The sequence below is a fragment of the Micromonospora sp. NPDC048887 genome (assembly GCF_040649715.1).
GTDB lineage: Bacteria > Actinomycetota > Actinomycetes > Mycobacteriales > Micromonosporaceae > Micromonospora.
On record NZ_JBEZGA010000017.1, the window covers coordinates 15,836 to 39,761 of the forward strand.

Here is a 23,926-nt window from a genome sequence, read left to right on the forward strand (position 1 = left end):
GCCGGCTCAGCCGGCCGGTTCGTCAAGGTCGAGCCGGCCCCTGGCGAACGCGTCCACCCGGCCCCAGCGGCCCGGGATGTCAAGCACCTCGATCCGCCCCATGCCCACCGGCAGCCGCGGGTCCACCACCAGGTGCCCCTCGTGCGGCTCCAGCCCCAGCATGGTCCGCAACAGCAGCAGCGGCGCACCGGTGGACCAGGCCTGCGGGCTGCACGCGGTCGGGTACTCCACCGGGAACTTCGTCAGCTCGCGCTGGTAGCCGCCGAACGCCTCCGGCAGCCGGCCGTCGAAGTAGGTGGCCGCGTCGAGGATGCCGTTCGCCACGGTGGCGGCCTCCTCGGCGAAGCCGTACCGGCGCAGGCCCCACGCGGTGAACGAGTTGTCGAACGGCCAGATCGTGCCGTTGTGGTAGCCGATCGGGTTGTAGCGGACCTCGCCCTCGGCCAGCGTCCGCACCCCCCAGCCGGACCAGAGCCGGGGGCTGAGCAGATGCTCCGCGATCCTCGGCGCCCGCTCCTCGTCCACGATCCCGCTCCACAGCAGGTGGCCGATGTTGGAGCTGAGCACGTCGCACTGGCGGCCGTCCGGGTCCAGCGCGAGCGCGTAGAAGCCCTGGTCGGCGACCCACCAGTCGTCGTTGAAGCGCCGCTTCAGCTCCGCCGCCTCGCGTTCCAGTTGATCGGCGTACGCGGGGTCGTCCCAGAACAGCCGGGCCAGCCGGGCGGCCCGGGTCTTCGCGTCGTACGCGTACCCCTGCACCTCACAGGTGGCGCGGGGGAACGGCGGCAGCGTGCCGTCGGCGTACGAGATGGAGTCCCACGAGTCCTTCCAGCACTGGTTCTCCAGGCCGGTGTCGGTGTTGCGCCGCTCGTACCAGATGTAGCCGTTGCCGAGCAGGTCGGCGTAGTCGTCGATCCACTTCAGCGCGGCCCGGCACTCCCGTTCCAGCTCCTTGACCAGGGCGCCGTCGCCGCTCCACCGCTCGTACTCGTCGAGCAGCACCACGAACAGCGGCGTCGCGTCCACCGAGCCGTAGTACGGCGAGTGCGGCTGCTCCTCGAACGCGGCGGTCTCGCCGTACCGCATCTCGTGCAGGATCCGGCCCGGGTCCTCGTCCCGGAAGTCGTCGAACCGGGTGCCCTGGAGCGCGCCGAGGATGCGCAGCGTGGTCTTCGACATCTCCGGCGCGAACGGCAGCACCTGGAGGCAGGTGAGGATGCTGTCCCGGCCGAACATGGTCATGAACCAGGGCAGGCCGGCGGCGGGCAGCGTCTGCCCGCCGAGCGACAGCGGCGAGAAGCGCAACGCGGCGAGGTCGACAAGGCTCCGCCGGTACGTGGCGGCGAGTTCCTCGTGCTCGCTGTTCAGCTTCGGGGCCCGGCTGATCCACTCCTCCAGGTCGTGCTGGAGCGCGAGCCGCTCGGTGCCGTGCGCGCGCAGTCCCATCCGCAGGTCCCGGCCGCCGGGGCCGATCGCGAACGTCTGCACGTCGATGACGGCGTCCCACTGTTCGTTGGGCTCCAACCGGATGCTCCAGGCGAAGCCGCGCTGGTCGTAGCGGGCCGGCCGGTTGGCCGAGACGAACGTCTCGCGCCGGAAGTTGCCGCGCCGGTAGCCCAGGCGCAGCCGGTCCGGATCGGCCTCGGCGTAGTGTTCGCCCTTCTTGTTGAGGATCTCGTCCTTGACCTGGAACAGGTCGGCGAAGTCGGCCCCGGCGTCCATCCGGATCTCCAGGTCGACCGCTTTCTCGTCGTGGTTGAGGATGGTCAGCGTCTCGCGGAAGCTGCCGCCGACCGCCCGCTCCCGGATGACCGACAGCTTCGCGTCGATGTAGTGCGTGGCCACGCCGGGCACCAGGAAGAACCGGGCCTCGTAGTACTGCAGGTCGTCGTAGGACAACGCGTTGAGCCGCTCGCCGTTGACGGTGAGCACCCACTTCGACAGGTACCGCGTGTCGAGCGAGAACAGGCCGGTCGGCTCGCTCGGTGTGGCCTCGATGTCGCCGGTGTCCTGGCTCACCACGAACGTGTTGCCGTCCAGGATCCGGACGGTGTTCCCGCCGGGCATCAGGCGGCCCTCCCGGCGAACGTGTGGTGCGGTCCCCGGGAGGCCGGCGGGCCGGGGAAGACCCGCTCGACCTGCAACACGAGCCGCAGGTCCCCGACGACTGTCATGTCGCCGCGCAGCAGCGCCGCGATGGGGTTCTCCTCGCCGCCGACCATCTCGGCGAACAGGCGCGGATCGGTGCCGACGACAGTGTCGGCCTCGCCGTCCTCCTGCCGGACCCGCAGGTTCCCGTGGTCGATCTCCAGCAGCCAGTGCGTGGTGTGCGGGCCCTCGTGCAGGTCGAAGCGGAGCGTCCCGGATGTCTTGGCCAGCAGCGGCTCGAACCCGCGCCGATCCAGGTCCTCGAAGAATCTCGTGGTCATGTCCACCATCCGGGTGACTCCTCCCGCGATCCGCGGTCCACCTGTCCGAGGCTCCGTGTCCCCACCCGGCCCGGGGTCAACCTCGCCCGAACCGGGTGAGCCCGGCGCACGGCGCGGACAAGCGACGCCGGCCCCCGAACCGGGGACCGGCGTCATCGCGGCGGACAGGTCAGTTGTTGGGGTCGTCGGCGCTGATGTCCGCGAGCACCGACTGGGGTTCCCGTTCCACCGCCAGGTCACCCATGGAGATCAGGCCGACCAGACGGCCGTCGTCGACCACCGGGAGCCGGCGGACCGCGTACGTGCGCATCAGGTCGGCGGCGGCCACGACGTCGTCGTTCTGGCTCACGGTCACCACGTCCCGGCTGGTGATCTGGTTGAGCCGGGTGGAGGTGGGATCCATGTCCTCCGCCACGCCGCGTACCGTGATGTCCCGGTCCGTCACGATGCCGACCACGTTGTCACCGTCGGTCACCACCACGTCGCCGATGGCGCTGTCCCGCATCTCCTGCGCCGCGGCGATGAGCGTGTCGTTGCCGTCCATCGTCACCAACCGGGTCGTCATGAACTCTCCGACCGTTGTCATGGTGCTCCCCTCTCGGTGTCGGCACGGCGGTCTACCCGCCGGCCGAGCCGGGGTAACGCGGAGGAGCGCACGACGGCGGCGTCAGCGTTCGGCGGCGACCAGCTCGGCGAGCTGCACGGCGTTGAGCGCCGCGCCCTTGCGCAGGTTGTCGTTGGCGCAGAACAGCGAGAGCCCGTGCTCGACGGTCTCGTCGGCCCGGATCCGCCCGACGAACGTCGGGTCCTGGCCGGCCGCCTCCAGCGGCGTCGGCACGTCGCGCAGCGCCACGCCGGGTGCGCCGTCGAGCAGCTCACGGGCACGGGCCGGGGCGATCGGCCGCGCGAACCGGGCGTTGATCTGCAACGAGTGGCCGGTGAAGACCGGCACCCGCACGCACGTGCCGGAGACCTTCAGCCCGGGGATCTCCAGGATCTTGCGGCTCTCGTTGCGCAGCTTCTGCTCCTCGTCGGTCTCGTCGGAGCCGTCGTCGACGATCGAGCCGGCGAGCGGGAGCACGTTGAAGGCGATCGGGCGGGCGAACGAGCGCGCCGCCGGGAACTCGACCGCCCCGCCGTCGAAGGCGAGCCCGGTGGCGCCCTCGGCCACCTTGCGGACCTGCTCGTCCAGTTCCGCCACGCCGGCCAGGCCGGCGCCGGAGACCGCCTGGTAGGTGGAGATGACGAGGCTGACCAGTCCGGCCTCGTCGTGCAGCGGGCGCAGCACCGGCATGGCGGCCATCGTGGTGCAGTTCGGGTTGGCCACGATGCCCTTCGGGCGGTCCGCGATCGCGTGCGGGTTGACCTCGGCCACCACCAGCGGCACCCGCGGGTCCATCCGGAACGCCGAGGAGTTGTCGATCACCACGGCGCCGGCCTCGGCGACCCGGGGAGCCAGCTCCTTCGCGGTGCCCTTGCCCGCCGAGAAGAGCACGATGTCCAGCCCGCGGTAGTCCGCGGTGGCCGCGTCCTCGACCGTGACCTCGCCGTCGCGCCAGGGCAGCGTGCGCCCGGCCGACCGGGCCGAGGCGAACAGGCGCACCTGCTCCGCCGGGAACTCGCGCTCCGCCAGCACCTGCCGCATGACGCCACCGACCTGGCCGGTGGCTCCCACAATGCCGATCCTCATGCCCGCGAGGCTACCCAGCCGGGCGGCGCGGGTGGGAAACGTTTCCCACCGCGCGGATGGGGGGCGACGGGAATCACAGGCCCGCCGCCCCGTCCGGTCAGGTGTGGTCGACCACCTCGCCGAGACCGCTGGCGACCAGCTCGTCCCGGATGACCGCCGCGTCCCCCTCGACCACCATGGTCAGCGACTCGGGGTGCAGGTACGTCGACGCAGCGGCGGAGACCTCCTCGACTGTCGCGGCGAGCAGTTGCTCCCGCAGCCGCGCGTGGTAGTCGTCCGGCAGGTCGTGCACGACGAGCGTGGTCAGGGCCGAGGCGATCGCCCGCGGGCTCTGCAACTCGACCGAGAGCTGCCCGGCCCGCCAGGAGCGCGCCACCTCCAGTTCGTCCTCGGTGACGCCGGTGAGCTGGGTACGCGAGATCTCGCCCACCGACTCGACAAGCGCCGGCGCGGTCACCCCGGTCTGCACGCCGGAGCTGACCGCGAACCGGCCGAACCGCCGGGACGAGGCGAAGTCGCCCCGGATCCCGTACGTGTAGCCGCGTACCTCACGGATCAGGTGGTTGAGCCGGGAGGTGAACGCGCCGCCGAGCACGGTGCCGGCGAGCGTCATCGGCACGTGGTCCGGGTGGGCCCGGTGCGGGGACGGGTGGCCGAGGCGCAGAGTGGACTGCACCGAGCCGGGCCGGTCGACCAGGATGATCCGCCGCTGCCCGGCCGTCGGCACCTCGATCGGGGCGCCGCGTTCCACAGGTCCCCCGCCGGTGCCGGCGAACGCCGTCGCGGCGAGCGCGTCCAGGTCGATCCGCTCCAGGTCACCGGCGACGACGAGCGTGCCGGGGCGGATGAACCACTCCGAGTGGAAGACGGTCACGTCGTCCACCTCCAGCGCGGCCACGCTGTCCGGGTCGCCGTAGAGCGGGCGGCCCCACCGGTGCTGCGCGCCGAACAGCTCGGCGCGCAGCACCGCGTCGGCGCGCGGGCCGGGGTTGGCCCAGTCCATCCGCAGCGCGGTCGCCTCGTCGTCGCGTACGCGCCGCACGTCGGCCGGGTCGAGCCGGGGCGTACGGACCGCCTCGGCCAGCAGCTCCACGGCGGCGCTCAGCCGGTCCACCGGCACCTGCACGCTCACCTGGAACGAGTCCCAGTCGAGCCCGGTCGCCAGCTCGGTGCCGAGCGCCTCGATGGCCAGCGCGTACGCGGTGGCGTCCCGCTGCGCGGTGCCCTCCTCCAGCGCCTTGGCCAGCACCGCGCCGAGGCCCTCCTTGCCGACCGGCTCCCGGCCCGCGCCGCCGTCGAGCAGCAGCAGCGCGACGGCGAGGTTCTGCCCGGGCAGGTGCGCGGCGACCACCTGGCCGCCGGCCACCGTCCGCCGGACCACCTGCGGGAACCGGTAGGCGCGGGCGGCGCCGGGGCCGGGACGGGTGGTGATCAGCGACATCACTTCTCCTCGGGCAGGTAGGTCAGGATCACCCGGTCGTCGGCGCCGAGCAGCTCGGCGGCCTGCTCGGCGATCTGCTCCGCGGTCACCGCGAGCCAGGCCGGCAGCCGGTCGGCGGCGCGGGCCGGGTCGCCGAACTGGGTGGCGTAGCGGCCGAGCGTGTCCGCCCGCCCGTCCACAGTGGCCATCTGCCGCCACCACATGGTGCTCAGCAGCGCCTTGGCCCGGTCCAGCTCGGCGGCGGTCACCGGCACCGTGGCCAGCTCGTCGACCACCTCGGCCAGCCCGTCGCGCAGCCGCTGCGCGCTCACCCCGGGGCGGGCCGTGGCGGTGGCGATCAGCGGGGCGGGCGCGTGCGCCAGATCCACCCCGTACGCGCCGACCAGGTCCGGCTGGGCGATCCGCTCACCGTCGGCCAGCCGCTGGTAGAGGCGGCTGCCCCGGCCGCTGCCGAGCACTGTGGCCAGCACCGTCGTCACGTCGTACCCCGGTGTGCCGAACGGGTGGGTGCGGTGCGCGAGGTAGACGCGGGGGGCGGGCACGTCGGCGGTGACCGTCTCCACTGCGGGACGGCCGGTGGCCGGCACGGTACGGCCGTCCGGCGCGGCCGGGATGTCGGCGCGCGCGGCCAGGCCGCCGAAGTACTTGTCGGCGAGCGCGAACACCTCCGCCGCCGTGGTGTCGCCGGCCACCGTGAGGACCGCGTTGTTCGGCGCGTAGTAGGTGCTGTGGAACTCCTGGAAGGTGGCCAGGTCGGCGGCGTTCAGGTCGGCCATCGACCCGATCGTGGCGTGGTGGTACGGGTGGCCGGGCGGGTAGAGCAGCGGCAGCAGGCGCAGCCAGGCGTCGCCGTACGGCACGTTCTCGTAGCGCTGCCGGCGCTCGTTCTTGACCACGTCGCGCTGGTTGTCCAGCGTCTCCTGGGTCAGCGCCGGCACCAGCCCGCCCATCCGGTCGGCCTCCAGCCAGAGCGCCAGCTCCAGGTGCTCGGCCGGGACCGTCTCGAAGTAGTTGGTCCGGTCCGGGTTGGTGGTCGCGTTGAGCGAGCCGCCCGCGCCCTGGATCAGCTTCATGTGCTCGGTCTTCGCCACGTTCACCGAGCCCTCGAACATGAGGTGCTCGAAGAGGTGGGCGAAGCCGGTCTGTCCCGCCGGCTCGTGGCGGGAGCCCACGTCGTACCAGAGGTTGACCGCCACGGCCGGGGCGGTGCGGTCCTCGCTCACCACCACGCGCAGGCCGTTGTCCAGTCGGGTCGTCTCGATCGGCCAGGGGAAACCGCTGTCGGGCATGAGACGACGCTATCCGATCTCGGAGGCGGAAAGGTGACACGCACGCCGGAGCATCGTCGGTGCGCGCCGGGGTACCCGTGCGGGCATGGCCACCACCACGTCTTCCGCCGTCGAGCGCGCCGCCGCCGCGCTGGCCCGGCTCCGGCACGCCCGGCTGCTGCACCCGGCCGGGCGCACGTTCGGCGGCGAGGCCCGGATCTGGGGTACGCCGGGACCGCCGACCGGGGTGCCGCTGCTCGACTCACCCGGCCGGTGGCCGGCCACGATCCGCCTCTCCAAGGGCGTGCCGACGCCGGGCGCCTGGCCGGACGTGCTGGGCGTGGCGGTACGGCTGCACCGCGACCCCGAGCCGCCGGTGGACCTGCTGTGGAGTTCCAGCTGCGCCGCACCGGTGCTGCGGAACCTGCCGCTGCCCCGGCGGCGCCTCACCGGGACGTACACGTCGATCATGCCGTTCCGGGCCGGCGGGCGGCGGCTGTTCCTGGCCGTGCTGGCCGACCCGGATTCACCGGACCTGGGCCGTGGCCTGGCCGGGGCGGGCGCGGTGGTGGCGGGCGGCGAGGCCCGGCTGGTGCTCGCGGTGGCCTCGGCGGTGGGCCGCTGGCGGCCGTTCGGCGAGGTACGCCTCGACGACGAGCGCGGCGCCGCCGAGGACGCCGCGCTCGCGTTCGATCCGGTCGGCAACGTACCGCCGGGGTTGCGACTGACCGGCCCGCTGGCCCGGCTGCGGGACGACAGCTACCGGGGGTCCCGCCGGGCCCGGGGTGCGGGGCTCAGTCGGGCGGCTCGATGGGGGTGACGGTCTGCTCGGAGGTGCGGTGCTCCAGCACCGTGTCGGGGGCGGCGTTCTGGTCCGCCTCGCGGGTGTCGGACTCGGCGAGGATCGCGTCGGCCTGCGCCTCGGCGTCGTCGCTGCCCGCCGCCGCCTCCTCCGGCAACAGATGCGCTCGGGATTCGATTCGTTCCTGATCACTCGGGTCGTGGCTCGTGGTCATGGCGCTCTCATACCCCGCGTTCCGCACTTCGGAACGACAGCGGGCTTTCCGGCGCGCGTCGGGTAGGCTGGCCGACGTGACGCGGTCGTATCGATGGTTTAGGAAGCCGGCTGGAGGAGCCGGTGACTCGACCATGAGCTGACGTCACTTCCTCTTCGAGCCGGCCGGGCAGGGATCGTTTTCCTTGCCTTTCGCACGCGAGCAGCCGGCTCGATCCCCGGGCGCCGGCACGGGGGCACGGTCGGCGGAAGGATCCCCACCGTGACCACCTCCCCCCAGGATGCCCATCGGGTCATCGACCAGCGCATCGACCGTGTGGTGCCGCTGACCACCCCGGCCCTGCTGCACCATCACCTGCCGCTCGACACCCCGCTGGCCGAGGCCGTCGTGGCGGGCCGCCGGGCCGTCGGCCGGGTACTGGACCGCGAGGACGACCGGTTGCTCGTCGTCGTCGGCCCCTGCTCCGTGCACGACCCGGCCGCCGCCCTCGAGTACGCGGGCCGGCTGCGCGAGGCCGCCGAGCGGGTCGCCGACGACCTGCTCGTGGTCATGCGTGTCTACTTCGAGAAGCCGCGTTCGACGGTGGGCTGGAAGGGCCTGATCAACGACCCGGCGCTGGACGGCTCCGGCGACGTGAACACCGGCCTGCGTACCGCGCGGGCGCTCCTGCTGGACGTGCTGCGACTGGGCCTGCCGGTGGGTTGCGAGTTCCTCGACCCGATCACCCCGCAGTACATCGCGGACACGGTGGCCTGGGGCGCGATCGGGGCGCGGACCGTGGAGAGCCAGGTGCACCGGCAGCTCGCCTCCGGGCTGTCCATGCCGATCGGTATGAAGAACCGGCCGGACGGCAGCATCGCCACCGCGGTGGACGCGATCCGGGCCGCCGGGGTGCCGCACGTCTTCCCCGGCATCGACGTCTCCGGCACCCCGGCGATCATGCACACCCGGGGCAACGCGGACGGCCACCTGGTGCTGCGCGGCGGGGGCGGCCGGCCGAACTACGACGCGGAGTCGGTGGCCGGGGCGCTGGAGCTGCTGCGCGCCGCGGGCCTGCCGGAACGCGTGGTGGTCGACGCCAGCCACGCCAACAGCGGCAAGGACCACCGCAACCAGCCGCTCGTCGCCGCCGACGTGGCCGCCCAGCTCGCCGCCGGTCAGCGCGGGATCGCCGGGATCATGCTGGAGAGCTTCCTGGCCCCCGGCCGGCAGGACCTGGACCCGACCCGGGAGCTGGCGTACGGCCAGTCGGTCACCGACGCCTGCATCGGCTGGGACACCACGGCCGAGGTCCTGGAGCACCTGGCCCAGGCCGTCCGGGCCCGCCGGGCCACGCTCCCGGCGCGGACCTGAGCGGGGTTGGGGCGAGTTTGACCGGTTCGGGGCCGGGTAGGTGGTCGGCGTGACCGATGACGCGCCCGTTACCGAGCAGCCGGACACCAGGCCGCTCGACGACCTGCTCGACGACATCTACCACGGCCAGGAGCGGATCACCCAGGCGGACATCTACCGCCGGGCGGTGGCCGCCGAACTCCCCGCGGAACTGCTCACCCGGATCGCCGCGCTCCCCGAGGGCGAGTACGCGGCGGACGAGGCGGCCGATCTGCTGGGCGGCACGGTCGCCTGAGCCCCCGCCGACGAGAGGACGCGACATGACCGACCGCAACCCCGACCACGAGCACCTGGCGGCGCTCGGCCAGCCCCCGGAGGGCGTCGACACCCTGCCCGAGCCGGACTTCGCCAACGAGCACGACCGCACCGCCGTGGACCGGGAGATCGTCACCGGGGAGGACGAGGACGAGCGGGAGCCGGAGGCGTCGCGCGGCTGGGCCGGCGAGGACCACGGCACCACCCCCACCTGACGGGTGGGAGGCACGGAAGAGGGCCGGCGCGCGAACGCCGGCCCTCTTCCGTGTCTGCTTCTCACTCCTGGTGGTGGCGACCACCCTCGGCCGCCTGCTGGGCGACCGCGTACCCCATCTGAAGGAAGTCGGAGGCGGCCACGGCTGTCAGCGCGGTGGCGACCAGCCGGGTCAGCCGGGGCGCCAGCACGAGGCCGCCGGTCAGCCCGGTGGCCACCCAGACCGCCAGGCAGAAGGGGCAGCTCACCAGCTCGCCGAGCGCGTGCCGGGTCGGGCTGCCCTCGTCGCGGACCTGCTCCATCACCTCGCCGCTGCCGATCGGGTGGTCGTAGCGGGTGAACGGCGCCCGCAGCGGGCTGGTGATCGCGTCCTTGGACAGCAGCCGGCTGAGCTTGTGCGTGGCGATCGAGAGCAGCACCACGTCCGCGGGCGTGGGCCGCTCGGGCACCGGCCGGCCGGTCGCCCGGACCAGGCCCACGATCGCAGCGGTCACCCCGGCGTACGTGCCCATCGCCTTGAGGTAGCCCTCCAGCGGCCGATGCTCGTGCGGCGCGTACGCCTGGCGCAGGCGCGCCACCTTCTGCTTCAGGCCACTCCCGGTCAACCCGGCCTCCTCGTCCTAGTCGTGCGGGCCGGGCTCAGCCGGCGGTCAGGTTGTCGGCCACCTCGCGGTCGAGGTTGGCCAGGATCTCGTCGGCCAGGTCGTGGTCCGGCCCGGCCAGGTCCAGCCGTACCCGGGCGCCGCCCGCGCCGGCCGGCTCCACGTCGATCTCGGCGGACCAGTCCGCGGCGCTCCACCGGGCCCGCATGTCGTCGGCGTCGACGACCTCCACCCGGCAGGTGCCGGAGTTGCGCAGCCGCTCGGGCAGCCAGGCCGAGGAGCGGTCCGGGTCGGTCGCCGTGTTGAACACCACCTCCGGCGGTGCGGACATGCCGCGCTCGGCGTGGCTGGCCATCAGGCGTCCCGCAGCCGGCTCGGGTCGACCTCCCGGCCGGGGTGCCGGGCCAGGTACTCCGTCTCCAGTTCGGCGGTGCGCCGCAGGTGGTTGGCGAGCGCCGAGTCGGTGGCGTGCCGCAGCGTGTCCAGCCGGGTGCGGTGCAGGCTCTGCATCTCCCGGATCAGGTCGTCGTCGCCCAGCTCCACCGGGTCCACCCCGAGCTGCTCGCCGTCGACGGTACGGGCGTGGTCGCCGTCCCACTCCGCGACCCGCTGTTCCGGGCTCGCGTCCCGGCGTACCGATTCGGTCATCGTCGCCCCCTCGTCTCGTTCGGGTTGGCACCTGTCCGGATGCCCAGCGGGAGTGTCACCAAACCACCGCCCGGACTACGACGCCGTGTCGGAGACACCCGGTGGCCCCGGTACTCTCGTCTGCATGAATCGGCTCTGGACACCGGCGTGGATCGTCCGCCACGTGGCCATGGTCGTGCTCGTGGTGGCTTTCCTCGGGCTGGGCTGGTGGCAGGTCACCCGCGCCGCCGGGGGGAACGCGCTCAGCTTCGGTTACGCGATCGAATGGCCGGTGTTCGCCGCCTTCGTGGTCTTCGTCTGGTGGCGTGAGGTCCGTCAGACGCTGCGCGCCGCTGATCCGGCACCGGATGCCGCCTCGCCGTCGGACGGCCCCGCGCCGTCGGACGACGCGGCGTCGCCTTCCGGTCGCCCGCCGTCGGTGACCGCCGGCGCCGGGCCGGCCACCGCCACCCCGGCGGTACGCCGGCCGGTGCGCGTCGTGCGGGTGCCTGCCGCTCCGGCCGACGGGGCGGACGACGCCGAGCTGGCCGCGTACAACCGCTACCTATCCTGGTTGAACGCCAATCCGGGCGCCCGGCCCGGCGACTATCCCGGCTGAGGCCGGTGCGGAAGGACGGACGACGGTGGGCGGAGCCTTTACCCGGTACCGCGTGATCGCCTGGATCGTGGGCGTGGCGCTCGTGGTGCTGGTCCTGATCGGCATGCCGCTGAAGTACGGCTTCGACAACCCGAGCGTGGTGGCCGTGGTCGGCGTGGCGCACGGCTGGCTGTACATGCTCTATCTGGCGCTCACGTTCGACCTGTCCCGCCGGGCGGACTGGCCGCTGAAGCGGATGCTGCTGGTGATGCTCGCCGGCACCGTGCCGTTCGTCTCGTTCTACGCCGAGCGTCGGGTGAGCCACTGGGTGGCCGCCGAGAGCCGGTCGCGTACCCCGGAGCCGGTCGCGGGCTGACCGCGGCTCATCGGGCCGGCCGCCACGGCTCGGCCGCCGGCGGGTCGGCCCAGCCGCCCAGCCGCGACGCCTCCCGGGCCCGCCCCAGCGCGCGGGCGACCTGACCGAACTGCCGCTCGTCGTCGCTGCTGAACAGCAGCACCTCGGTGCCGTCCACCCGGCCCCACAGCTCGTGCGCCGGGGGCCGCACGCGGTCGCCGATCAGCACGAGCAGCAGCGGCACCAGCCCGACCGCGCCGAGCACGAGGTACGCCCCGGCGGTGAGCCGGTGCAGGCCGCCGGTGAACCCGAGCAGCAGGCCGACAGCGGCGAGCATCGCGGCGGACACGACGACGGCCCGGACGGCGAGCCGGTCGTGCGGCCCGCGGTCGGTCCGGAGCTGGGTGATCCCGGCCACCGGCCAGGTGTTGCGGCCGACGGTGAAACGCTCGGCGGTGACGACGATGCCCGGCCGGGCGTAGAGCAGCCTGGGTGCGGCCGGTCGCGGCGAACGGGGCGGCTGGGTGGCGGAGCGGTCGGTCTGCACGGCGGCCTCCCGGGAGCAGGGATCCCGTGGTGGGATTTCCCGTCCGGGCTTCATTGTGGTCGCCTTGCGCCACCTGACCTCGGGCTTTCGGCGCTCGCGTGGCTCGTCGGCCCGGCCGTGCCAGCCGGAAACAGAGAGCGATTTCCGTCTTTGTCGTGACTTTGCCCGCCGTTGCCTGGCTACATCCGCCCAGAACGACGAATCGGGCGAGTCGCCTCATCCACCCACCGGCTCCCTCTCGTCACTTTCCGCCACTTTGCCAACTTTCGCCCCTGCTTGAACTCCCGGTCACTGCGATCACGGGTTAGGTTGTCCAGGTCGGCCCGGTCGACAGCCATCCACCCGGATGGCCCCGGGCCGGTGTCGCCGGGCCGCAGACGCGCCCGGCGACCGGTGGGAGAGGAGCTTTCCGCTCTTGTCGTCCTTACGGATGCTGCTCCGCTCGCTGGCGGTGGCCGGCCTCTCGGCCGCGCTGCTCGCCCCGGCGCAGGTGGCCCGGGCCGAGCCCACCCCCGCCGAGCTGACGAAGCAGATCGAGAAGTCCTCGACTGAGCTGGAGCGAATCGTCGAGTCCTACAACAAGCTCAACGAGGACATCAAGGCCAACAAGGCCACCGCGGCCAAGTTGGAGGCCCAGATCGGGCCGTTGCAGGAACAGGCCGAACGCAGCCGCGCCGACGTGGGCGTGCTGGCCGCGACGGCGTACAAGACCGGTGGCATGCGCACCGCGGCGGCCCTGCTGGACCCGGGCGGCCAGGCCACACTGCCGGAGCGGCTGGGCACGCTCGACCAGCTCACCCGCCAGCGGCAGCGCACCATCAACAGCTTCACCGCCGATCAGCAGCGGCTGATCGACCAGAAGACCCGGCTGGACGTCACGCTCGCCCGGGAGGCCGCGCAGGCCAGGCAACTCAAGTCCGCGAAGACGCGGATCGAGGCGGACCTGTCCGGCCTCTACGAGATGCGGCGCAAGGCGTACGGGCGGGCCACCGAGGCACCCGCCAAGTCGAGTTCGGCGGGCAAGCCGCCCGCCGTCTCCGGTGACGCCGGCACCGCCGTGCGGTACGCCTACGGCGCGGTCGGCAAGCCCTACGGCTACGCCCAGGACGGCCCCGGCAGCTACGACTGCTCCGGCCTGACGCTCGCCGCCTGGCGGGCGGCCGGGAAGTCGCTGCCGCACAGCGCGGCGCGGCAGTGGGAGGCCACCACCCGGATCAGCCGCAGCCAGCTGCAACCGGGTGACCTGGTGTTCTACTCCGGGCTCGGGCACGTGGCGCTCTACGTCGGCAACGGCCAGATCATCGACGCGCCGAGCGCCGGACGCAACGTCAGCAAGCGCGGCATGAACATCATGTCGATCCAGGGCTACGGGCGGGTCTGACCGGCCCGCAAGACGGCGAACGGCCGGCGTCCCCCTGTCGGACGCCGGCCGTTCGCCGTCAATTGTTACCAGGTCAGGCCGCCTGGAGCCCCTCCGCGCGAGCCAGCTCACGCAGCCGGCCGAGAGCCTGGATCTCCAGCTGGCGGATGCGCTCGCGGGACAGCGAGAACCGCGACGCGACCTCGGTCAGCGAGTGCTCACGCCCGTCCTCCAGGCCGTACCGGGCCCGCATGATGCCCGCGGAGCGGTCGTCGAGGTGGTTGAGCAGGCCCTCGATCCGCTGCCGCTCCAGGCCGGTCAGCACGATCTCCTCGGGCGACGGGGCGTCACTGTCGGCGACCAGGTCACCGAGGTTGGTGTCGCCGTCGTCACCGACCGGGGTGTCCAGCGAGACGGTGTCCTGCGACCAGCGGACCAGCTCGTTCACCCGCTCGACGGTCACGCCGAGCGCGGTCGCGATCTGCTCCGGCTCCGGGTCGCTGCCCAGCTCGCGGGTGAGCTGCCGGGCCACGTTGCGCATCCGGTTGACGTCCTCGACCAGGTGCACGGGCAGCCGTACGGTCCGCTCCTGCTGGGCGATCGCCCGGCTGATGGCCTGACGGATCCACCAGGTCGCGTAGGTGGAGAACTTGAAGCCCCGCTCGTAGTCGAACTTCTCGACCGCCCGGACCAGGCCGGTGTTGCCCTCCTGGATCAGGTCCAGCATGGGCATGCCGGAGCGCACGTAGCGCCGGGCGATCGACACGACCAGTCGCAGGTTCGCGCGGATGAACAGGTCCTTCGCGCGCTCGCCCTCGATGACCAGCCGTTCCAGGTCCTCCCGGTCGGCGCCGTCGGGGATGCGCCCCTCGTCGAGCAGGTGCTCGGCGTAGAGGCCCGCCTCGATCGCCTTGGAGAGGTCGACCTCCCGGGCGGCGTCGAGCAGCGGCGTCCGGGAGATCTCGTGCAGGTAGACGCCGACCAGGTCCCGCTCCTCGGCGACCTCGTCGGTACGCATGCCGATGTTCTTGTCCACGATTGCCACGGTCCCCTCGCTCGCGCCGGTTGCCCGGTTCCTTGCCATCCCCACGTTCATCAGCCCTCCCCGTAACCTCCGCTGTGCCCGTAGGTGCTGACACCTACACAACAGATGTGACGCGTCGGGGATTCCATGTCGTGAGTCGAAACTGTCACGAATGCCTGAGTAGTAGCTGAGAGCCCGGTCCATGTTTCCTGTTACCGGCCCGGTTCCGGGGCTCCCGGCCGCCGATTTCGACGCATACCGGAGTCGCGGAATCACCGTTCGCCCATGGAATGGCACCATTGTCTCTTCCATGAACACAGCGAGCCGCGTCACCGGGTCGTTGCGATCCTGCTCACTGCGAGATACGCGGCTGCGGACCGGCCGGTTCAGCCATGCTCAAGGATTACCCTCCGCCTCGTTGAACAATCCGTGCGGGAGGGGTCGTCCCCTCCCCGCACGTGATACGCGTCGCACCCGCCGGGCGGATGCGCCGGCGGGTGGATCGATCGGGCGGGCGGGGACGGTCAGGAGGCGAGCAGGGCGAGCGCGCCGCGTACCTGGTGGGCGGAGCGGGCCAGCGCGGCCCGGGCGGCCGGCACCTCGGCGCCGGACACCAGCGCGACGAGCGCGGTCTTGAGGTCGCCGTCGGCCTCCCGCAGGGCGACCCGGCACACCTCCTCGGCGCAGCCGGTGGCGTCCACGAGGATCGAGATCATGCGGCCGCGCAGCTTGGCGTTCGTGGCCACCATGTCGATCATCAGGTTCGAGTAGACCCGGCCCAGACGCACCATCACGGCCGTGGAGAACGTGTTGAGCACCAGCTTCTGCGCCGTGCCCGCCTTCATCCGGGTCGACCCGGTGACCACCTCCGGCCCGGTGTCCACCCCGATGAAGACGTCCACCGACGCGGCGGCCTCGGCCTCCGGATTCGCGCAGAGCAGCACCGTACCGGCGTCCTGCGCCCGGGACGCGGCGAGCGCCCCGAGGACGTACGGCGTGCGCCCGCTGGCGGCCAGGCCGACCACGAGGTCGCCGGGGCGTACGCACTCGGCGGCCTCGGCGGCGCCACCGCGCTCGTCGTCCTCGGCGTCCTCGACCGCCCGCCACATCGCCTCCGGGCCGCCGGCCAGGTGCGAGCAGAACCAGTGCCGCGGCGAGTTGAACGTGGGCGCCAGCTCGGCCGCGTCCAGCACGCCGAGCCGACCGGAGGTGCCGGCCCCGAAGTAGTGCACGCGGTGCCCGTCGCGCAGCGCGGCCACGGCCAGGTCGACGGTCTCGGCGATCTCGTCCAGCACGGCGGCGACAGCGGCCGGCACCCGGCGGTCCGCCTCGTTGATCACGGTGAGCACGTCCCGGGTGGACATCAGGTCGAGGTCGACGCTGTGCGGGTTGCGGCGCTCGGTCGGTGCGCCGACGCGCACCACCGGCCGGATCGCCGCCACGCCGTCGCGCTCCACCCGGCCCGCCGTCATCCCCGCCTCCGCCCGGGACCGACCCGGCGCGACTTGACCGCCTCGGCGGTGGCCTCCAGGGCCTTCTTCGTCCGGGCCCGGCTGCGGGCGGCCACGCCGACGAAGAGGCAGTCGACCACGGTGAGCTGGGCCAGCCGGCTCGCCGTCGCGCCGGAGCGGTACGTCGTCTCGCGCGCGGCGGTGGTGAGCACGTGGTCGGCGACCTCGGTGATCGGCGAGCGGGGGAAGTTGGTCAGCGCCACGGTGGTGGCGCCGCGTGCCCGCGCCTGCTCCAGCACCTCGATGACGTCGGAGGTGGTGCCGGTGTGCGAGATGCCGACCGCGACGTCGCCCCGGCCCAGCAGGGCGGCGGAGGTGAGCGCGGTGTGCACGTCCGGGAAGTAGAACGCGATGCGGCCGATGCGGTGCAGCTTCTGCTGGAAGTCCGAGGCGACGAAACCGCTGGCACCCGCGCCGTAGACGTCGATCCGGCCGGCCGCGCCGATCGCCTCGACGACCTGCTCGCAGACCGCCGGGTCGAGTTGCTCGGCGGTCTCCTCGACGGCCCGGGCGTCGTTGAACGCGATGGTGGCGATGATCTGGGCGAGGTCCGCGCCCGGCGGGATGTCGCCGCCGACCACCCGCGCGTCCGGCGGCTCGACCCGGCGGGCGGCCTCGGCGGCGAGCCGGATCCGCAGTTGGGGGTAGCCGTCCATGCCCACCGAGCGGCAGAAGCGGATCACTGTCGCCTCGGACGTCTCCGCGGCGGTGGCGAGGTCGGTGATCGTACGCCGGGCCGCGTCCGCCGGATCGGCGACGACCAGCCGGGCCACCCGCTGTTCGGCCGGGGACAGCGAGGGCAGCAGGCCGCTGATGTGGACGATCAGTCCACCGGGCTCGTGACTCGCAGAAATCTTCGGACTCTTCGCCACGGATGAAACTTACTTTCACCAGGCGTGAGCGTCAACCATGACACCGCGTATCGGGAAATTTACCGTCTTCCGTGTCCGCCCGGGCCAAGGATCCCATTCTCCCAGCCCCACCGCCTCATCCGGTCCGGCCGAGTCACTCCTGCCGCCTGGCAGACCGGTCCCCCGTCGTGCCGCCCGGCCTGCCTGGTCGGCCTCGACCGGGCAGACCGGACGGCCGGTGCGGGTCACCGGTCGGCCGGGCACGGCGGTTGGCTAGCGTGTGTCCATGACGCGACGCACGGTGCTGGTGACCGGAGGCACGGGCGGGCTCGGCCGCGCGGTCACCGCCACCTTCCTCGACGCCGGCTGGCGGGTGGTCGTACCCCAGCGGGAGCCCGGGACCGACGACGGCCCGGTCCGGGTCGTGGCCGACCTGCTGACCCCGGAGGGGGCCGCGCGGGCGGTCCAGGCCGCGACCGACGAGCCGGCCGCACCGCTGCGCGCGGTGGTCAACCTCGTCGGTGGGTACGCCGCCGGCGGGCTGGTGCACGAGACCCCGGTCGAGGACTTCGAGCGGATGCTACGGCTCAACCTCCGCCCGACGTACCTGGTCACCCACGCGGCGCTGCCGCACCTCATGGCGTCCGGCGACGGCGCGGTGGTCTGCGTCTCGGCCCGGGCGGCGGTCTCGCCGTTCCCCGGCGCCTCCGGTTACGTCACCGCCAAGGCAGCGGTGCGCGCGTTCGCCGAGACGGTGGCGGTCGAGTACCGGCAGCGCGGCGTGCGGTGCAACACGGTGCTGCCGAGCGTCATCGACACCCCGGCCAACCGCGCCGCCCAGCCCGGCGCCGATCACGGGCGCTGGGTGCCGCCGGCCGAGATCGCCGAGGTCGTCCGCTTCCTGGCCTCCCCCGAGTCCGCGCCCACGAGCGGCGCGAGCATCCCGGTCTACGGGCGGGCCTGAACCGGCACCGGCCCGTCCCGTCCGGCGCCACCGGCCGGACCGGACGGGTCCGTGCCGCCGGCCGGGCGTCGCGGGCCGGCCGGCGCGGGGCCGGGGCCGGCGGACGGGTCGCCGGGCAGCCACTCGCTCAGGTGTGCCCGGATCCGGCGGGCGACGTCCTCCGGCGGGCCGTTGCCGTCCACCACCACGAAGCCGCCGTACTCGGGTAGCGCCCGGTACGCGGCGTCCGCGGCGGTCAGCCACGCCATGCTCTCGTGGTCGGTGCCGCGCCGCTCGATCCGGCGGAACGCCTCGGCGGGGTCGACGGTGAGCAGGAACGTGACTTGAGGCGCCGGGAAGATCCGGTAGCCGGCCCGGGCCCACCGCTCCCACCGCTGCCCACCGTGCGCGCGGATGCTGGCGTACTGGCAGGCGGACCACCTGTCCATCACCGCGGTCCGGCCGGTCACCAGGCAACTGAGCAGGGCGAGCGCGATGGCCAGCCACCGCAGCACCGACTCGACAGCGAGCAGGCCGCCGCGCCCGACGAGCCGCTGCGCGTCCGGGCGGCCCACCCGCTGGGCGAGCCGGCCGAGCCAGCGGCGGCCACCGGCGTTGCGGTGGTAGGTGGCGGGGATACCGGCGGCGGTGAGCGCCTGGGCCAGCCGGTGGGCCTGGGTGGTCTTGCCTGAGCCGTCGATGCCGATCAGGGCGACGATGCGCGGCCGGGCCCCGCCCCGCCGCGTCCGCAGTGAGCTGGCCACCCTCCCGAGGTTATCCGACCGATGCTCGCCCGGCCCCGTTCGTCGCTTTGCTGCCCCGGCGCACGGATCGCGCCGCGACAGGTGTGACCAAAGCGTCCACCGGGTACGCATCGTGGTCCCACCGCCCATACGACGAGGGAGCCGCAGATGGCCGAGCGCGGGGACGAGACCCTGGTGCACACGCTGAAGAAGGTCGCCGCCGTGCTCAAACAGTCCGAGATCCCGTTCGCGCTCGGCGGCAGCTTCGCGGTGTACGCCCACGGCGGCCACTCCAGCGACCACGACGTGGACTTCCTGCTCCGCGAGGCGGACGTGGACCGGGCGCTGGAGGCACTCGTCGAGGCCGGCTTCACCGCCGAGCGCCCGCCGGAGGACTGGCTGGTGAAGGTCTACGACGAGGACCGGATGGTGGACCTGATCCACCGGCCGGTGGAGACGCCGGTCACCGAGGAGACGTTCGCCGACACCATCGTGCGCCCGGTCGACGCGATCCACATGCCGGTGCTCTCGGCCAGCCAGCTCATGGTGCACAAGCTGCTGAGCTTCTCCCAGCACTACTGCGACTTCGCCCGCGCCCTGCCGCTGGCCCGCTCGCTGCGGGAACAGATCGACTGGGAACGGGTACGGAAGGAGACGCAGCACTCGCCGTACGCGGAGGCGTTCCTGGTGCTGCTGGACCGGCTGGACGTGCTGCCCGGCGGCACGCCCGGCGGAAGGGAGACCCTGTGACCGGACTGTCCGGCGACGTTCCCCCCGACGAGTACGTCGAGGCGGAGATCCAGAGCATGCTGGCCGAGGACCCGACCGTGGCCGAACAGGGCATCACCGTGGTGCGGCGGGAGAACGGGCTGGTGCTCTACGGCGAGGTGGAGAGCCCGCACCGGCGGGAGGAGATCCTGCGGCGGGTGGCCGAGCGCTTCCCGGACACGCCCGTGACCAGCGACATCGGGGTGATCCGCACCCAGGCGCCCACCCAGGTCGAGGAGTTGCCGTGAGGGAGGTTCGATGGTGATCCGGATCGCCGCCGTGGGCGACGTGCATCTGGACGAGGACGTGGTGGGCCGGTTCCGCCCGGCGCTGGAGGAACTGCCCGGCCGCGCCGACGCGCTGCTGCTCGCCGGTGACCTGACCCGGCACGGCACCGAGGCCGAGGCGCGGTGCGTGGCCCAGGAGTTCGGCGGTCTCGGCGTACCGGTGATCACCGTGCTCGGCAACCACGACCACCAGTGCGACGAGGTGCCGCAGGTGGTGAAGGTGCTGGAGGATGCCGGGATCACCGTGCTGGAGGGCACGGGCACCGTGGTGGACACCCCCGGCGGACGGCTCGGGGTGGCCGGCGTGAAGGGGTTCGGCGGCGGGTTCGCCGGGCGCTGCGCCAGCGACTTCGGCGAGCCGGAGATGAAGGCGTTCGTGCGCACCACCCGGGAGGCCGCCGACGCGCTCGCCGACGCGTTGCTCTCGCTCGACTGCGACGCGCTCGTCGCGCTCACCCACTACTCCCCCGTCCCGGACACGCTCGCCGGCGAGCCGCTGGAGATCTACCCGTTCCTCGGCTGCTACCAGCTCGGCCAGGCGGTCGACTCCGCCCCCACCGCGCTGGCGCTGCACGGGCACGCCCACCACGGCACCGAGCGCGGCACCACGCCGGGCGGCGTACGGGTCCGCAACGTGGCGCACCCGGTGATCAAGCAGGCGTACAGCGTCTTCCACCTGGGCGGTGATCAGCTCGACTGAGCGCGAGGTTTCCGGGATCGTGCGCCCGGGTATTCAGCCGACATGGAGCTGATTCTCTGGATTCTCGCAGTCGTACTGGTGGTCGCCGGAATTCTCGCCCTGTTCCGCCGGCAGATCCTCTGGGGCATCGTCCTCATCGTCGTCGGCCTGTTGGTCGGCCCGGGTGGCGTCAGCATCTTCAACACGTAACCGAGGTTCCCGTACCCGCCGGGGTCGCCGGGCCCGGGCGTTCCGTCCTGCCGGACGCCGAACGTCCGGGCCGGGTGACTCCGGCCTTTTCCGTGTCCGGCGGCGGCCCGGCGGCCGTGCCGCGTTTGCCGGGCCCGCCGAGCGGAAACATCTCGACGATGGAGACGTCGCAGAGTGTCGCCCGGCGCACCACCGGAGCCCGCAGATGGTGGGCGCTGCTCGGCTTCGGCGCCGCCACGTTCGCCGCCGCCGCGATCGGCGGGCTGGGGGTCCAGGGCACCTCCGCCGAGTACCAGGGCCTGGAGCAGCCCGCCTGGGCGCCGCCGTCGTGGCTGTTCGGCCCGGTCTGGACCGTGCTCTACGCGCTCATCGCGATCGCCGGCTGGCTGGTCTGGCGCCGGGCTGGTTTCGGCCCCGCGCTGTGGGCCTGGGTCGCGCAGCTCGTGCTCAACGCGATCTGGACGCCGCTGTTCTTCGGCGCCGGGGCGTACGGGCTGGCCTTCGCCGAGATCGTGCTGATGTGGCTGGCGATCGGCGTGACGGTGGCCCTGTTCCGGCGCGTCTCCCGGCCGGCCACGCTGCTGATGCTGCCGTACTGGGCCTGGGTGACGTTCGCGTCCGCGCTGAACTTCGCGGTGTGGCGGCTGAACTCCTGACCGGTTACGGGCGCGAAGGCCGGTCGCCCCCGCGCCCGCCGGGCTCAGCAGCGGGGTACGCCGGGGATGTAGCCGTCGTACCCGGTGTAGACGTAGGCGTCGGAGATGAACCGGCCGGAGCCGATCCGGTCCCAGATCGAGCTGGTGCCGTACGTGCCGCTGACGCTGGTGCCGCTGGTCTGGCACTGGATCGTCACCTTCGCCCCGTCGGCGACCGTGCCGACCGAGCTGTAGCCGGTGCCGGGGCCCGAGCGGACTGTGAGCGGGGAGCCGGCCGTGTTCACGGTGCCCTCGCCGGTGTTCGTCCCGCCGCAGCCGTTGTCGCTGGTGTAGGTCTTGGTGCCCCAGTAGAGAGCCTGCACCCCGTTGAACTTGATCTTCACCGAGCTGCCGTCGACGCGCTGCTCGTAGTGCAGGTGCGGGCCGGTGGAGCCGCCCGTCGTGCCGACGTACCCGATCACACGGCCGTAGCCGACGGTCTGCCCGACGGAGACGTTGAAGGCGCTCAGGTGGGCGTAGTAGGTGGTGTGGCCGCCGCCGTGGTTGATCCGGACGTACTTGCCGTAGCTGGTGTCGCCGAGGTTGGTGACCACGTCGACGGTGCCGGGCGCGCTGGCGACCACCGGGTCGCCGACGTCGTCCGTGCGGTTGAAGTCGATCGCGTTCGCCGGGCTGTGGTTCGTCCGGGTCTGGCCGGACCAGGACTGGTTGCACGGGAACGGGACCTTGAACGTCGGCGCGGCCATCGCCGGCGCGGCCGGCACGAGAGTCGCCGCCAGGACCGCCGCACTCGCCCCGAGGGCGAGCCATCGCTTCCGCATCCACTGCCTCCCATGTTGAAAGTCTTCAATATGTTGAGGACATCCTGACAGAAAGTTCCGTTCCCGGGAAGATTCGTGGGAGCGCGCCCACCCCCCGGCTCAGGGTTTCGGGATTGTTACCGGGCCGTGTCCGGCCAGGGGTGGACCCGACACGATGCAAGCGCTTACATGTGAGGACGACATCGGACCGGCGCGGGTTCGATCCCCCCACGCGCCGGCAAGGAAGGAGATCGGCATGGCGTTTGCCAGATCGCGCCAGACGCTCGCGGTCGCCGGCGTCCTGGGGCTGGCGCTCGGCGTCGCCGCCTGTGGCACCGGCGACGACAAGAAGAGCGACAAGGCCGGATCGGCCGAGTGCGCCGCATACGAGAAGTACGACGGTCACGACGGCAAGAAGGTGACCATCTACTCCTCCATCCGGGAGATCGAGGCCGACCGCCTCGACCAGTCCTGGAAGGAGTTCGAGGACTGCACCGGCATCGAGATCGACCACGAGGGCAACGCCGAGTTCGAGGCGCAGCTCCCGGTCCGGGTCGACGGCGGCAACGCTCCCGACCTCGCCTTCATCCCGCAGCCGGGCCTGCTCAAGCGCTTCGTCGACTCGGGCAAGCTCAAGCCGGTCGGCGCCGACACCAAGGCGATGGCCGAGCAGAACTACTCCCCCGACTGGCTGAAGTACAGCACCGTCAACGGCCAGCTCTACGGCGCCCCGCTCGGCTCCAACGTGAAGTCCTTCGTGTGGTACTCGCCGAAGACCTTCAAGGAGAAGGGCTGGACCGTCCCCACCTCGTGGGACGACATGATCAAGCTCTCCGACCAGATCGCGGCCAGCGGCACCAAGCCGTGGTGCGCCGGCATCGAGTCCGGTGACGCCACCGGCTGGCCGGCCACCGACTGGATCGAGGACGTGCTGCTGCGCACCGGCGGCCCGGAGGTCTACGACAAGTGGACCACCCACCAGATCCCGTTCAACGACCCGCAGGTGGCCGACGCGCTCAACCGGGCCGGCACCATCCTGAAGAACGAGAAGTACATGAACGGCGGCTTCGGCGGCGTCAAGAGCATCTCCACCACCGCCTTCCAGGAGGGCGGCACGCCGATCACCACCGGCAAGTGCGCGCTGCACCGCCAGGCGTCCTTCTACGCCAACCAGTGGCCCAAGGGCACAACGGTGGCCGAGGACGGCGACGTCTTCGCGTTCTACTTCCCGGCCATCGACCCGGCCAAGGGCAAGCCGGTGCTGGGTGGCGGCGAGTTCGTCGGCGCCTTCGCCGACCGGCCCGAGGTCCAGGCGGTGCAGACCTACCTGGCCTCCGGCGAGTACGCCAACAGCCGCGCCAAGATCGGTGACTGGGTGTCCGCGAACAAGAAGCTGGACATCAACAACGTCCCGAACCCGGTGGACAAGCTCTCCGTGGGCATCCTCCAGGACGAGAAGACGGTCTTCCGCTTCGACGGCTCGGACCTGATGCCGGCCGCGGTCGGCGCCGGCACCTTCTGGAAGGGCATGGTGGCCTGGATCAACGGCAAGGACACCACCTCCGTCCTGAACGACATCGAGGGCAGCTGGAAGTGATCTAGCAGGTGGCCCGGTCCGCGTCCGCGGACCGGGCCACCTCTGGCAACCGAGCCCTTGAAG

30 protein-coding genes are annotated in these 23,926 nt (G+C 72.5%); 14 read left to right on the forward strand and 16 right to left on the reverse strand.

The window, feature by feature from the left end; translation table 11 throughout:
- Window positions 1–6: 6 nt before the first annotated feature.
- From AB0C17_RS23310 to AB0C17_RS23335, 6 genes are all read right to left on the reverse strand, one after another.
- Entirely contained in the window at window positions 7–2,067 is a 2,061-nt protein-coding gene (locus AB0C17_RS23310; protein WP_357480451.1) for a glycogen debranching N-terminal domain-containing protein, read from the reverse strand.
- Window positions 2,067–2,438: an SCP2 sterol-binding domain-containing protein gene (locus AB0C17_RS23315; RefSeq protein WP_357473331.1), complete on the reverse strand. Its 372-nt coding sequence runs from the start codon at window positions 2,436–2,438 to the stop codon at window positions 2,067–2,069. Before AB0C17_RS23315 ends, AB0C17_RS23310 begins: the two co-directional genes overlap by 1 nt.
- A 160-nt stretch (window positions 2,439–2,598) precedes the next feature.
- Window positions 2,599–3,015, reverse strand: a complete 417-nt coding sequence (locus tag AB0C17_RS23320; protein ID WP_357480454.1) for a CBS domain-containing protein — start codon at window positions 3,013–3,015, stop codon at window positions 2,599–2,601.
- 81 nt (window positions 3,016–3,096) lie between these two features.
- Window positions 3,097–4,119 (reverse strand): aspartate-semialdehyde dehydrogenase, encoded by a 1,023-nt coding sequence (locus AB0C17_RS23325; protein ID WP_357480457.1) that lies wholly within the window; start codon window positions 4,117–4,119, stop codon window positions 3,097–3,099.
- 97 nt (window positions 4,120–4,216) lie between these two features.
- Window positions 4,217–5,560: a pitrilysin family protein gene (locus tag AB0C17_RS23330; RefSeq protein ID WP_357480460.1), complete on the reverse strand. Its 1,344-nt coding sequence runs from the start codon at window positions 5,558–5,560 to the stop codon at window positions 4,217–4,219.
- A complete protein-coding gene (locus tag AB0C17_RS23335) occupies window positions 5,560–6,849 on the reverse strand; it encodes a pitrilysin family protein (RefSeq protein WP_357480463.1) in 1,290 nt (429 codons plus the stop codon). Before AB0C17_RS23335 ends, AB0C17_RS23330 begins: the two co-directional genes overlap by 1 nt.
- An 85-nt stretch (window positions 6,850–6,934) precedes the next feature.
- Here AB0C17_RS23335 and AB0C17_RS23340 point away from each other — a divergent pair, with 85 nt between their 5' ends.
- A complete protein-coding gene (locus AB0C17_RS23340) occupies window positions 6,935–7,648 on the forward strand; it encodes a phosphodiesterase (protein WP_357480466.1) in 714 nt (237 codons plus the stop codon).
- Here AB0C17_RS23340 and AB0C17_RS23345 read toward each other — a convergent pair.
- The gene (locus tag AB0C17_RS23345) at window positions 7,623–7,844 is read right to left on the reverse strand and encodes a hypothetical protein (protein WP_357480469.1); all 222 of its coding nucleotides are present in this window, start codon (window positions 7,842–7,844) and stop codon (window positions 7,623–7,625) included. The two genes, AB0C17_RS23340 and AB0C17_RS23345, sit on opposite strands and share 26 nt — an antisense overlap.
- Window positions 7,845–8,096: 252 nt before the next feature.
- On the opposite strand from AB0C17_RS23345, the gene AB0C17_RS23350 reads away from it, so the two are divergent.
- From AB0C17_RS23350 to AB0C17_RS23360, 3 genes are read left to right on the forward strand one after another with little or no spacing between them, the layout of a single operon-like run.
- Complete coding sequence (locus AB0C17_RS23350) at window positions 8,097–9,197, forward strand: 3-deoxy-7-phosphoheptulonate synthase (RefSeq protein ID WP_357386372.1); 1,101 nt, start codon at window positions 8,097–8,099, stop codon at window positions 9,195–9,197.
- Between the two features lie 49 nt (window positions 9,198–9,246).
- On the forward strand, window positions 9,247–9,471 hold the full coding sequence (locus AB0C17_RS23355; RefSeq protein WP_269704453.1) for a hypothetical protein: 225 nt from the start codon (window positions 9,247–9,249) through the stop codon (window positions 9,469–9,471).
- Between the two features lie 25 nt (window positions 9,472–9,496).
- Entirely contained in the window at window positions 9,497–9,706 is a 210-nt protein-coding gene (locus tag AB0C17_RS23360; protein WP_354871007.1) for a hypothetical protein, read from the forward strand.
- A gap of 61 nt (window positions 9,707–9,767) precedes the next feature.
- Here AB0C17_RS23360 and AB0C17_RS23365 read toward each other — a convergent pair whose 3' ends face one another.
- From AB0C17_RS23365 to AB0C17_RS23375, 3 genes are read right to left on the reverse strand one after another with little or no spacing between them, the layout of a single operon-like run.
- Complete coding sequence (locus AB0C17_RS23365) at window positions 9,768–10,310, reverse strand: DUF1360 domain-containing protein (RefSeq protein WP_357386216.1); 543 nt, start codon at window positions 10,308–10,310, stop codon at window positions 9,768–9,770.
- Window positions 10,311–10,344: 34 nt separating this feature from the next.
- Window positions 10,345–10,662 carry an SRPBCC family protein gene (locus AB0C17_RS23370; RefSeq protein ID WP_030502250.1) on the reverse strand — a complete coding sequence of 106 codons (318 nt, stop codon included), beginning with the start codon at window positions 10,660–10,662 and terminating at the stop codon, window positions 10,345–10,347.
- A complete protein-coding gene (locus AB0C17_RS23375) occupies window positions 10,662–10,955 on the reverse strand; it encodes a DUF6158 family protein (RefSeq protein WP_357386213.1) in 294 nt (97 codons plus the stop codon). Before AB0C17_RS23375 ends, AB0C17_RS23370 begins: the two co-directional genes overlap by 1 nt.
- A gap of 124 nt (window positions 10,956–11,079) precedes the next feature.
- Between AB0C17_RS23375 and AB0C17_RS23380 the strand changes: the two genes are divergently transcribed.
- A complete protein-coding gene (locus tag AB0C17_RS23380; protein ID WP_357386212.1) occupies window positions 11,080–11,553 on the forward strand; it encodes a hypothetical protein in 474 nt (157 codons plus the stop codon).
- 25 nt (window positions 11,554–11,578) lie between these two features.
- Window positions 11,579–11,908 (forward strand): DUF3817 domain-containing protein, encoded by a 330-nt coding sequence (locus AB0C17_RS23385; RefSeq protein WP_357386210.1) that lies wholly within the window; start codon window positions 11,579–11,581, stop codon window positions 11,906–11,908.
- A gap of 7 nt (window positions 11,909–11,915) precedes the next feature.
- On the opposite strand, the gene AB0C17_RS23390 is transcribed toward AB0C17_RS23385, so the two are convergent.
- Window positions 11,916–12,434 carry a DUF6232 family protein gene (locus AB0C17_RS23390; RefSeq protein ID WP_357386208.1) on the reverse strand — a complete coding sequence of 173 codons (519 nt, stop codon included), beginning with the start codon at window positions 12,432–12,434 and terminating at the stop codon, window positions 11,916–11,918.
- Between the two features lie 415 nt (window positions 12,435–12,849).
- On the opposite strand from AB0C17_RS23390, the gene AB0C17_RS23395 reads away from it, so the two are divergent.
- Window positions 12,850–13,815, forward strand: a complete 966-nt coding sequence (locus AB0C17_RS23395; protein WP_357386206.1) for an NlpC/P60 family protein — start codon at window positions 12,850–12,852, stop codon at window positions 13,813–13,815.
- 73 nt (window positions 13,816–13,888) lie between these two features.
- On the opposite strand, the gene AB0C17_RS23400 is transcribed toward AB0C17_RS23395, so the two are convergent.
- The 3 genes from AB0C17_RS23400 to AB0C17_RS23410 all read right to left on the reverse strand — a co-directional run bounded on the left by AB0C17_RS23400 (window position 13,889) and on the right by AB0C17_RS23410 (window position 17,201).
- Window positions 13,889–14,878, reverse strand: a complete 990-nt coding sequence (locus AB0C17_RS23400; protein WP_357386370.1) for a sigma-70 family RNA polymerase sigma factor — start codon at window positions 14,876–14,878, stop codon at window positions 13,889–13,891.
- A 464-nt stretch (window positions 14,879–15,342) separates the two neighbouring features.
- Window positions 15,343–16,290 (reverse strand): N-acetylmuramic acid 6-phosphate etherase, encoded by a 948-nt coding sequence (locus tag AB0C17_RS23405; RefSeq protein WP_357386204.1) that lies wholly within the window; start codon window positions 16,288–16,290, stop codon window positions 15,343–15,345.
- Window positions 16,287–17,201: a MurR/RpiR family transcriptional regulator gene (locus AB0C17_RS23410; RefSeq protein ID WP_174533806.1), complete on the reverse strand. Its 915-nt coding sequence runs from the start codon at window positions 17,199–17,201 to the stop codon at window positions 16,287–16,289. The genes AB0C17_RS23405 and AB0C17_RS23410 overlap by 4 nt, the downstream gene beginning before the upstream one ends.
- 265 nt (window positions 17,202–17,466) lie before the next feature.
- Between AB0C17_RS23410 and AB0C17_RS23415 the strand changes: the two genes are divergently transcribed.
- Entirely contained in the window at window positions 17,467–18,144 is a 678-nt protein-coding gene (locus AB0C17_RS23415; RefSeq protein WP_357386202.1) for an SDR family NAD(P)-dependent oxidoreductase, read from the forward strand.
- Here AB0C17_RS23415 and AB0C17_RS23420 read toward each other — a convergent pair.
- Window positions 18,129–18,887 carry a dTMP kinase gene (locus tag AB0C17_RS23420; RefSeq protein WP_357386200.1) on the reverse strand — a complete coding sequence of 253 codons (759 nt, stop codon included), beginning with the start codon at window positions 18,885–18,887 and terminating at the stop codon, window positions 18,129–18,131. The two genes, AB0C17_RS23415 and AB0C17_RS23420, sit on opposite strands and share 16 nt — an antisense overlap.
- Before the next feature lie 147 nt (window positions 18,888–19,034).
- Between AB0C17_RS23420 and AB0C17_RS23425 the strand changes: the two genes are divergently transcribed.
- The 5 genes from AB0C17_RS23425 to AB0C17_RS23445 all read left to right on the forward strand — a co-directional run bounded on the left by AB0C17_RS23425 (window position 19,035) and on the right by AB0C17_RS23445 (window position 21,466).
- Complete coding sequence (locus tag AB0C17_RS23425; protein ID WP_357386198.1) at window positions 19,035–19,616, forward strand: nucleotidyltransferase; 582 nt, start codon at window positions 19,035–19,037, stop codon at window positions 19,614–19,616.
- A gap of 56 nt (window positions 19,617–19,672) precedes the next feature.
- Window positions 19,673–19,882 (forward strand): hypothetical protein, encoded by a 210-nt coding sequence (locus tag AB0C17_RS23430; protein ID WP_225853111.1) that lies wholly within the window; start codon window positions 19,673–19,675, stop codon window positions 19,880–19,882.
- A 10-nt stretch (window positions 19,883–19,892) separates the two neighbouring features.
- Window positions 19,893–20,621, forward strand: a complete 729-nt coding sequence (locus tag AB0C17_RS23435; protein ID WP_357480472.1) for a metallophosphoesterase — start codon at window positions 19,893–19,895, stop codon at window positions 20,619–20,621.
- Between the two features lie 42 nt (window positions 20,622–20,663).
- A complete protein-coding gene (locus tag AB0C17_RS23440) occupies window positions 20,664–20,810 on the forward strand; it encodes a GPGG-motif small membrane protein (protein WP_013288160.1) in 147 nt (48 codons plus the stop codon).
- A 158-nt stretch (window positions 20,811–20,968) separates the two neighbouring features.
- On the forward strand, window positions 20,969–21,466 hold the full coding sequence (locus AB0C17_RS23445; RefSeq protein ID WP_357480475.1) for a TspO/MBR family protein: 498 nt from the start codon (window positions 20,969–20,971) through the stop codon (window positions 21,464–21,466).
- A 44-nt stretch (window positions 21,467–21,510) separates the two neighbouring features.
- Here the strand turns inward: AB0C17_RS23445 and AB0C17_RS23450 are convergent, their stop codons facing one another.
- Complete coding sequence (locus AB0C17_RS23450; RefSeq protein ID WP_357386194.1) at window positions 21,511–22,287, reverse strand: peptidoglycan DD-metalloendopeptidase family protein; 777 nt, start codon at window positions 22,285–22,287, stop codon at window positions 21,511–21,513.
- A gap of 235 nt (window positions 22,288–22,522) precedes the next feature.
- Here AB0C17_RS23450 and AB0C17_RS23455 point away from each other — a divergent pair, with 235 nt between their 5' ends.
- A complete protein-coding gene (locus AB0C17_RS23455; RefSeq protein ID WP_357386192.1) occupies window positions 22,523–23,863 on the forward strand; it encodes an ABC transporter substrate-binding protein in 1,341 nt (446 codons plus the stop codon).
- Window positions 23,864–23,926 lie beyond the last annotated feature (63 nt).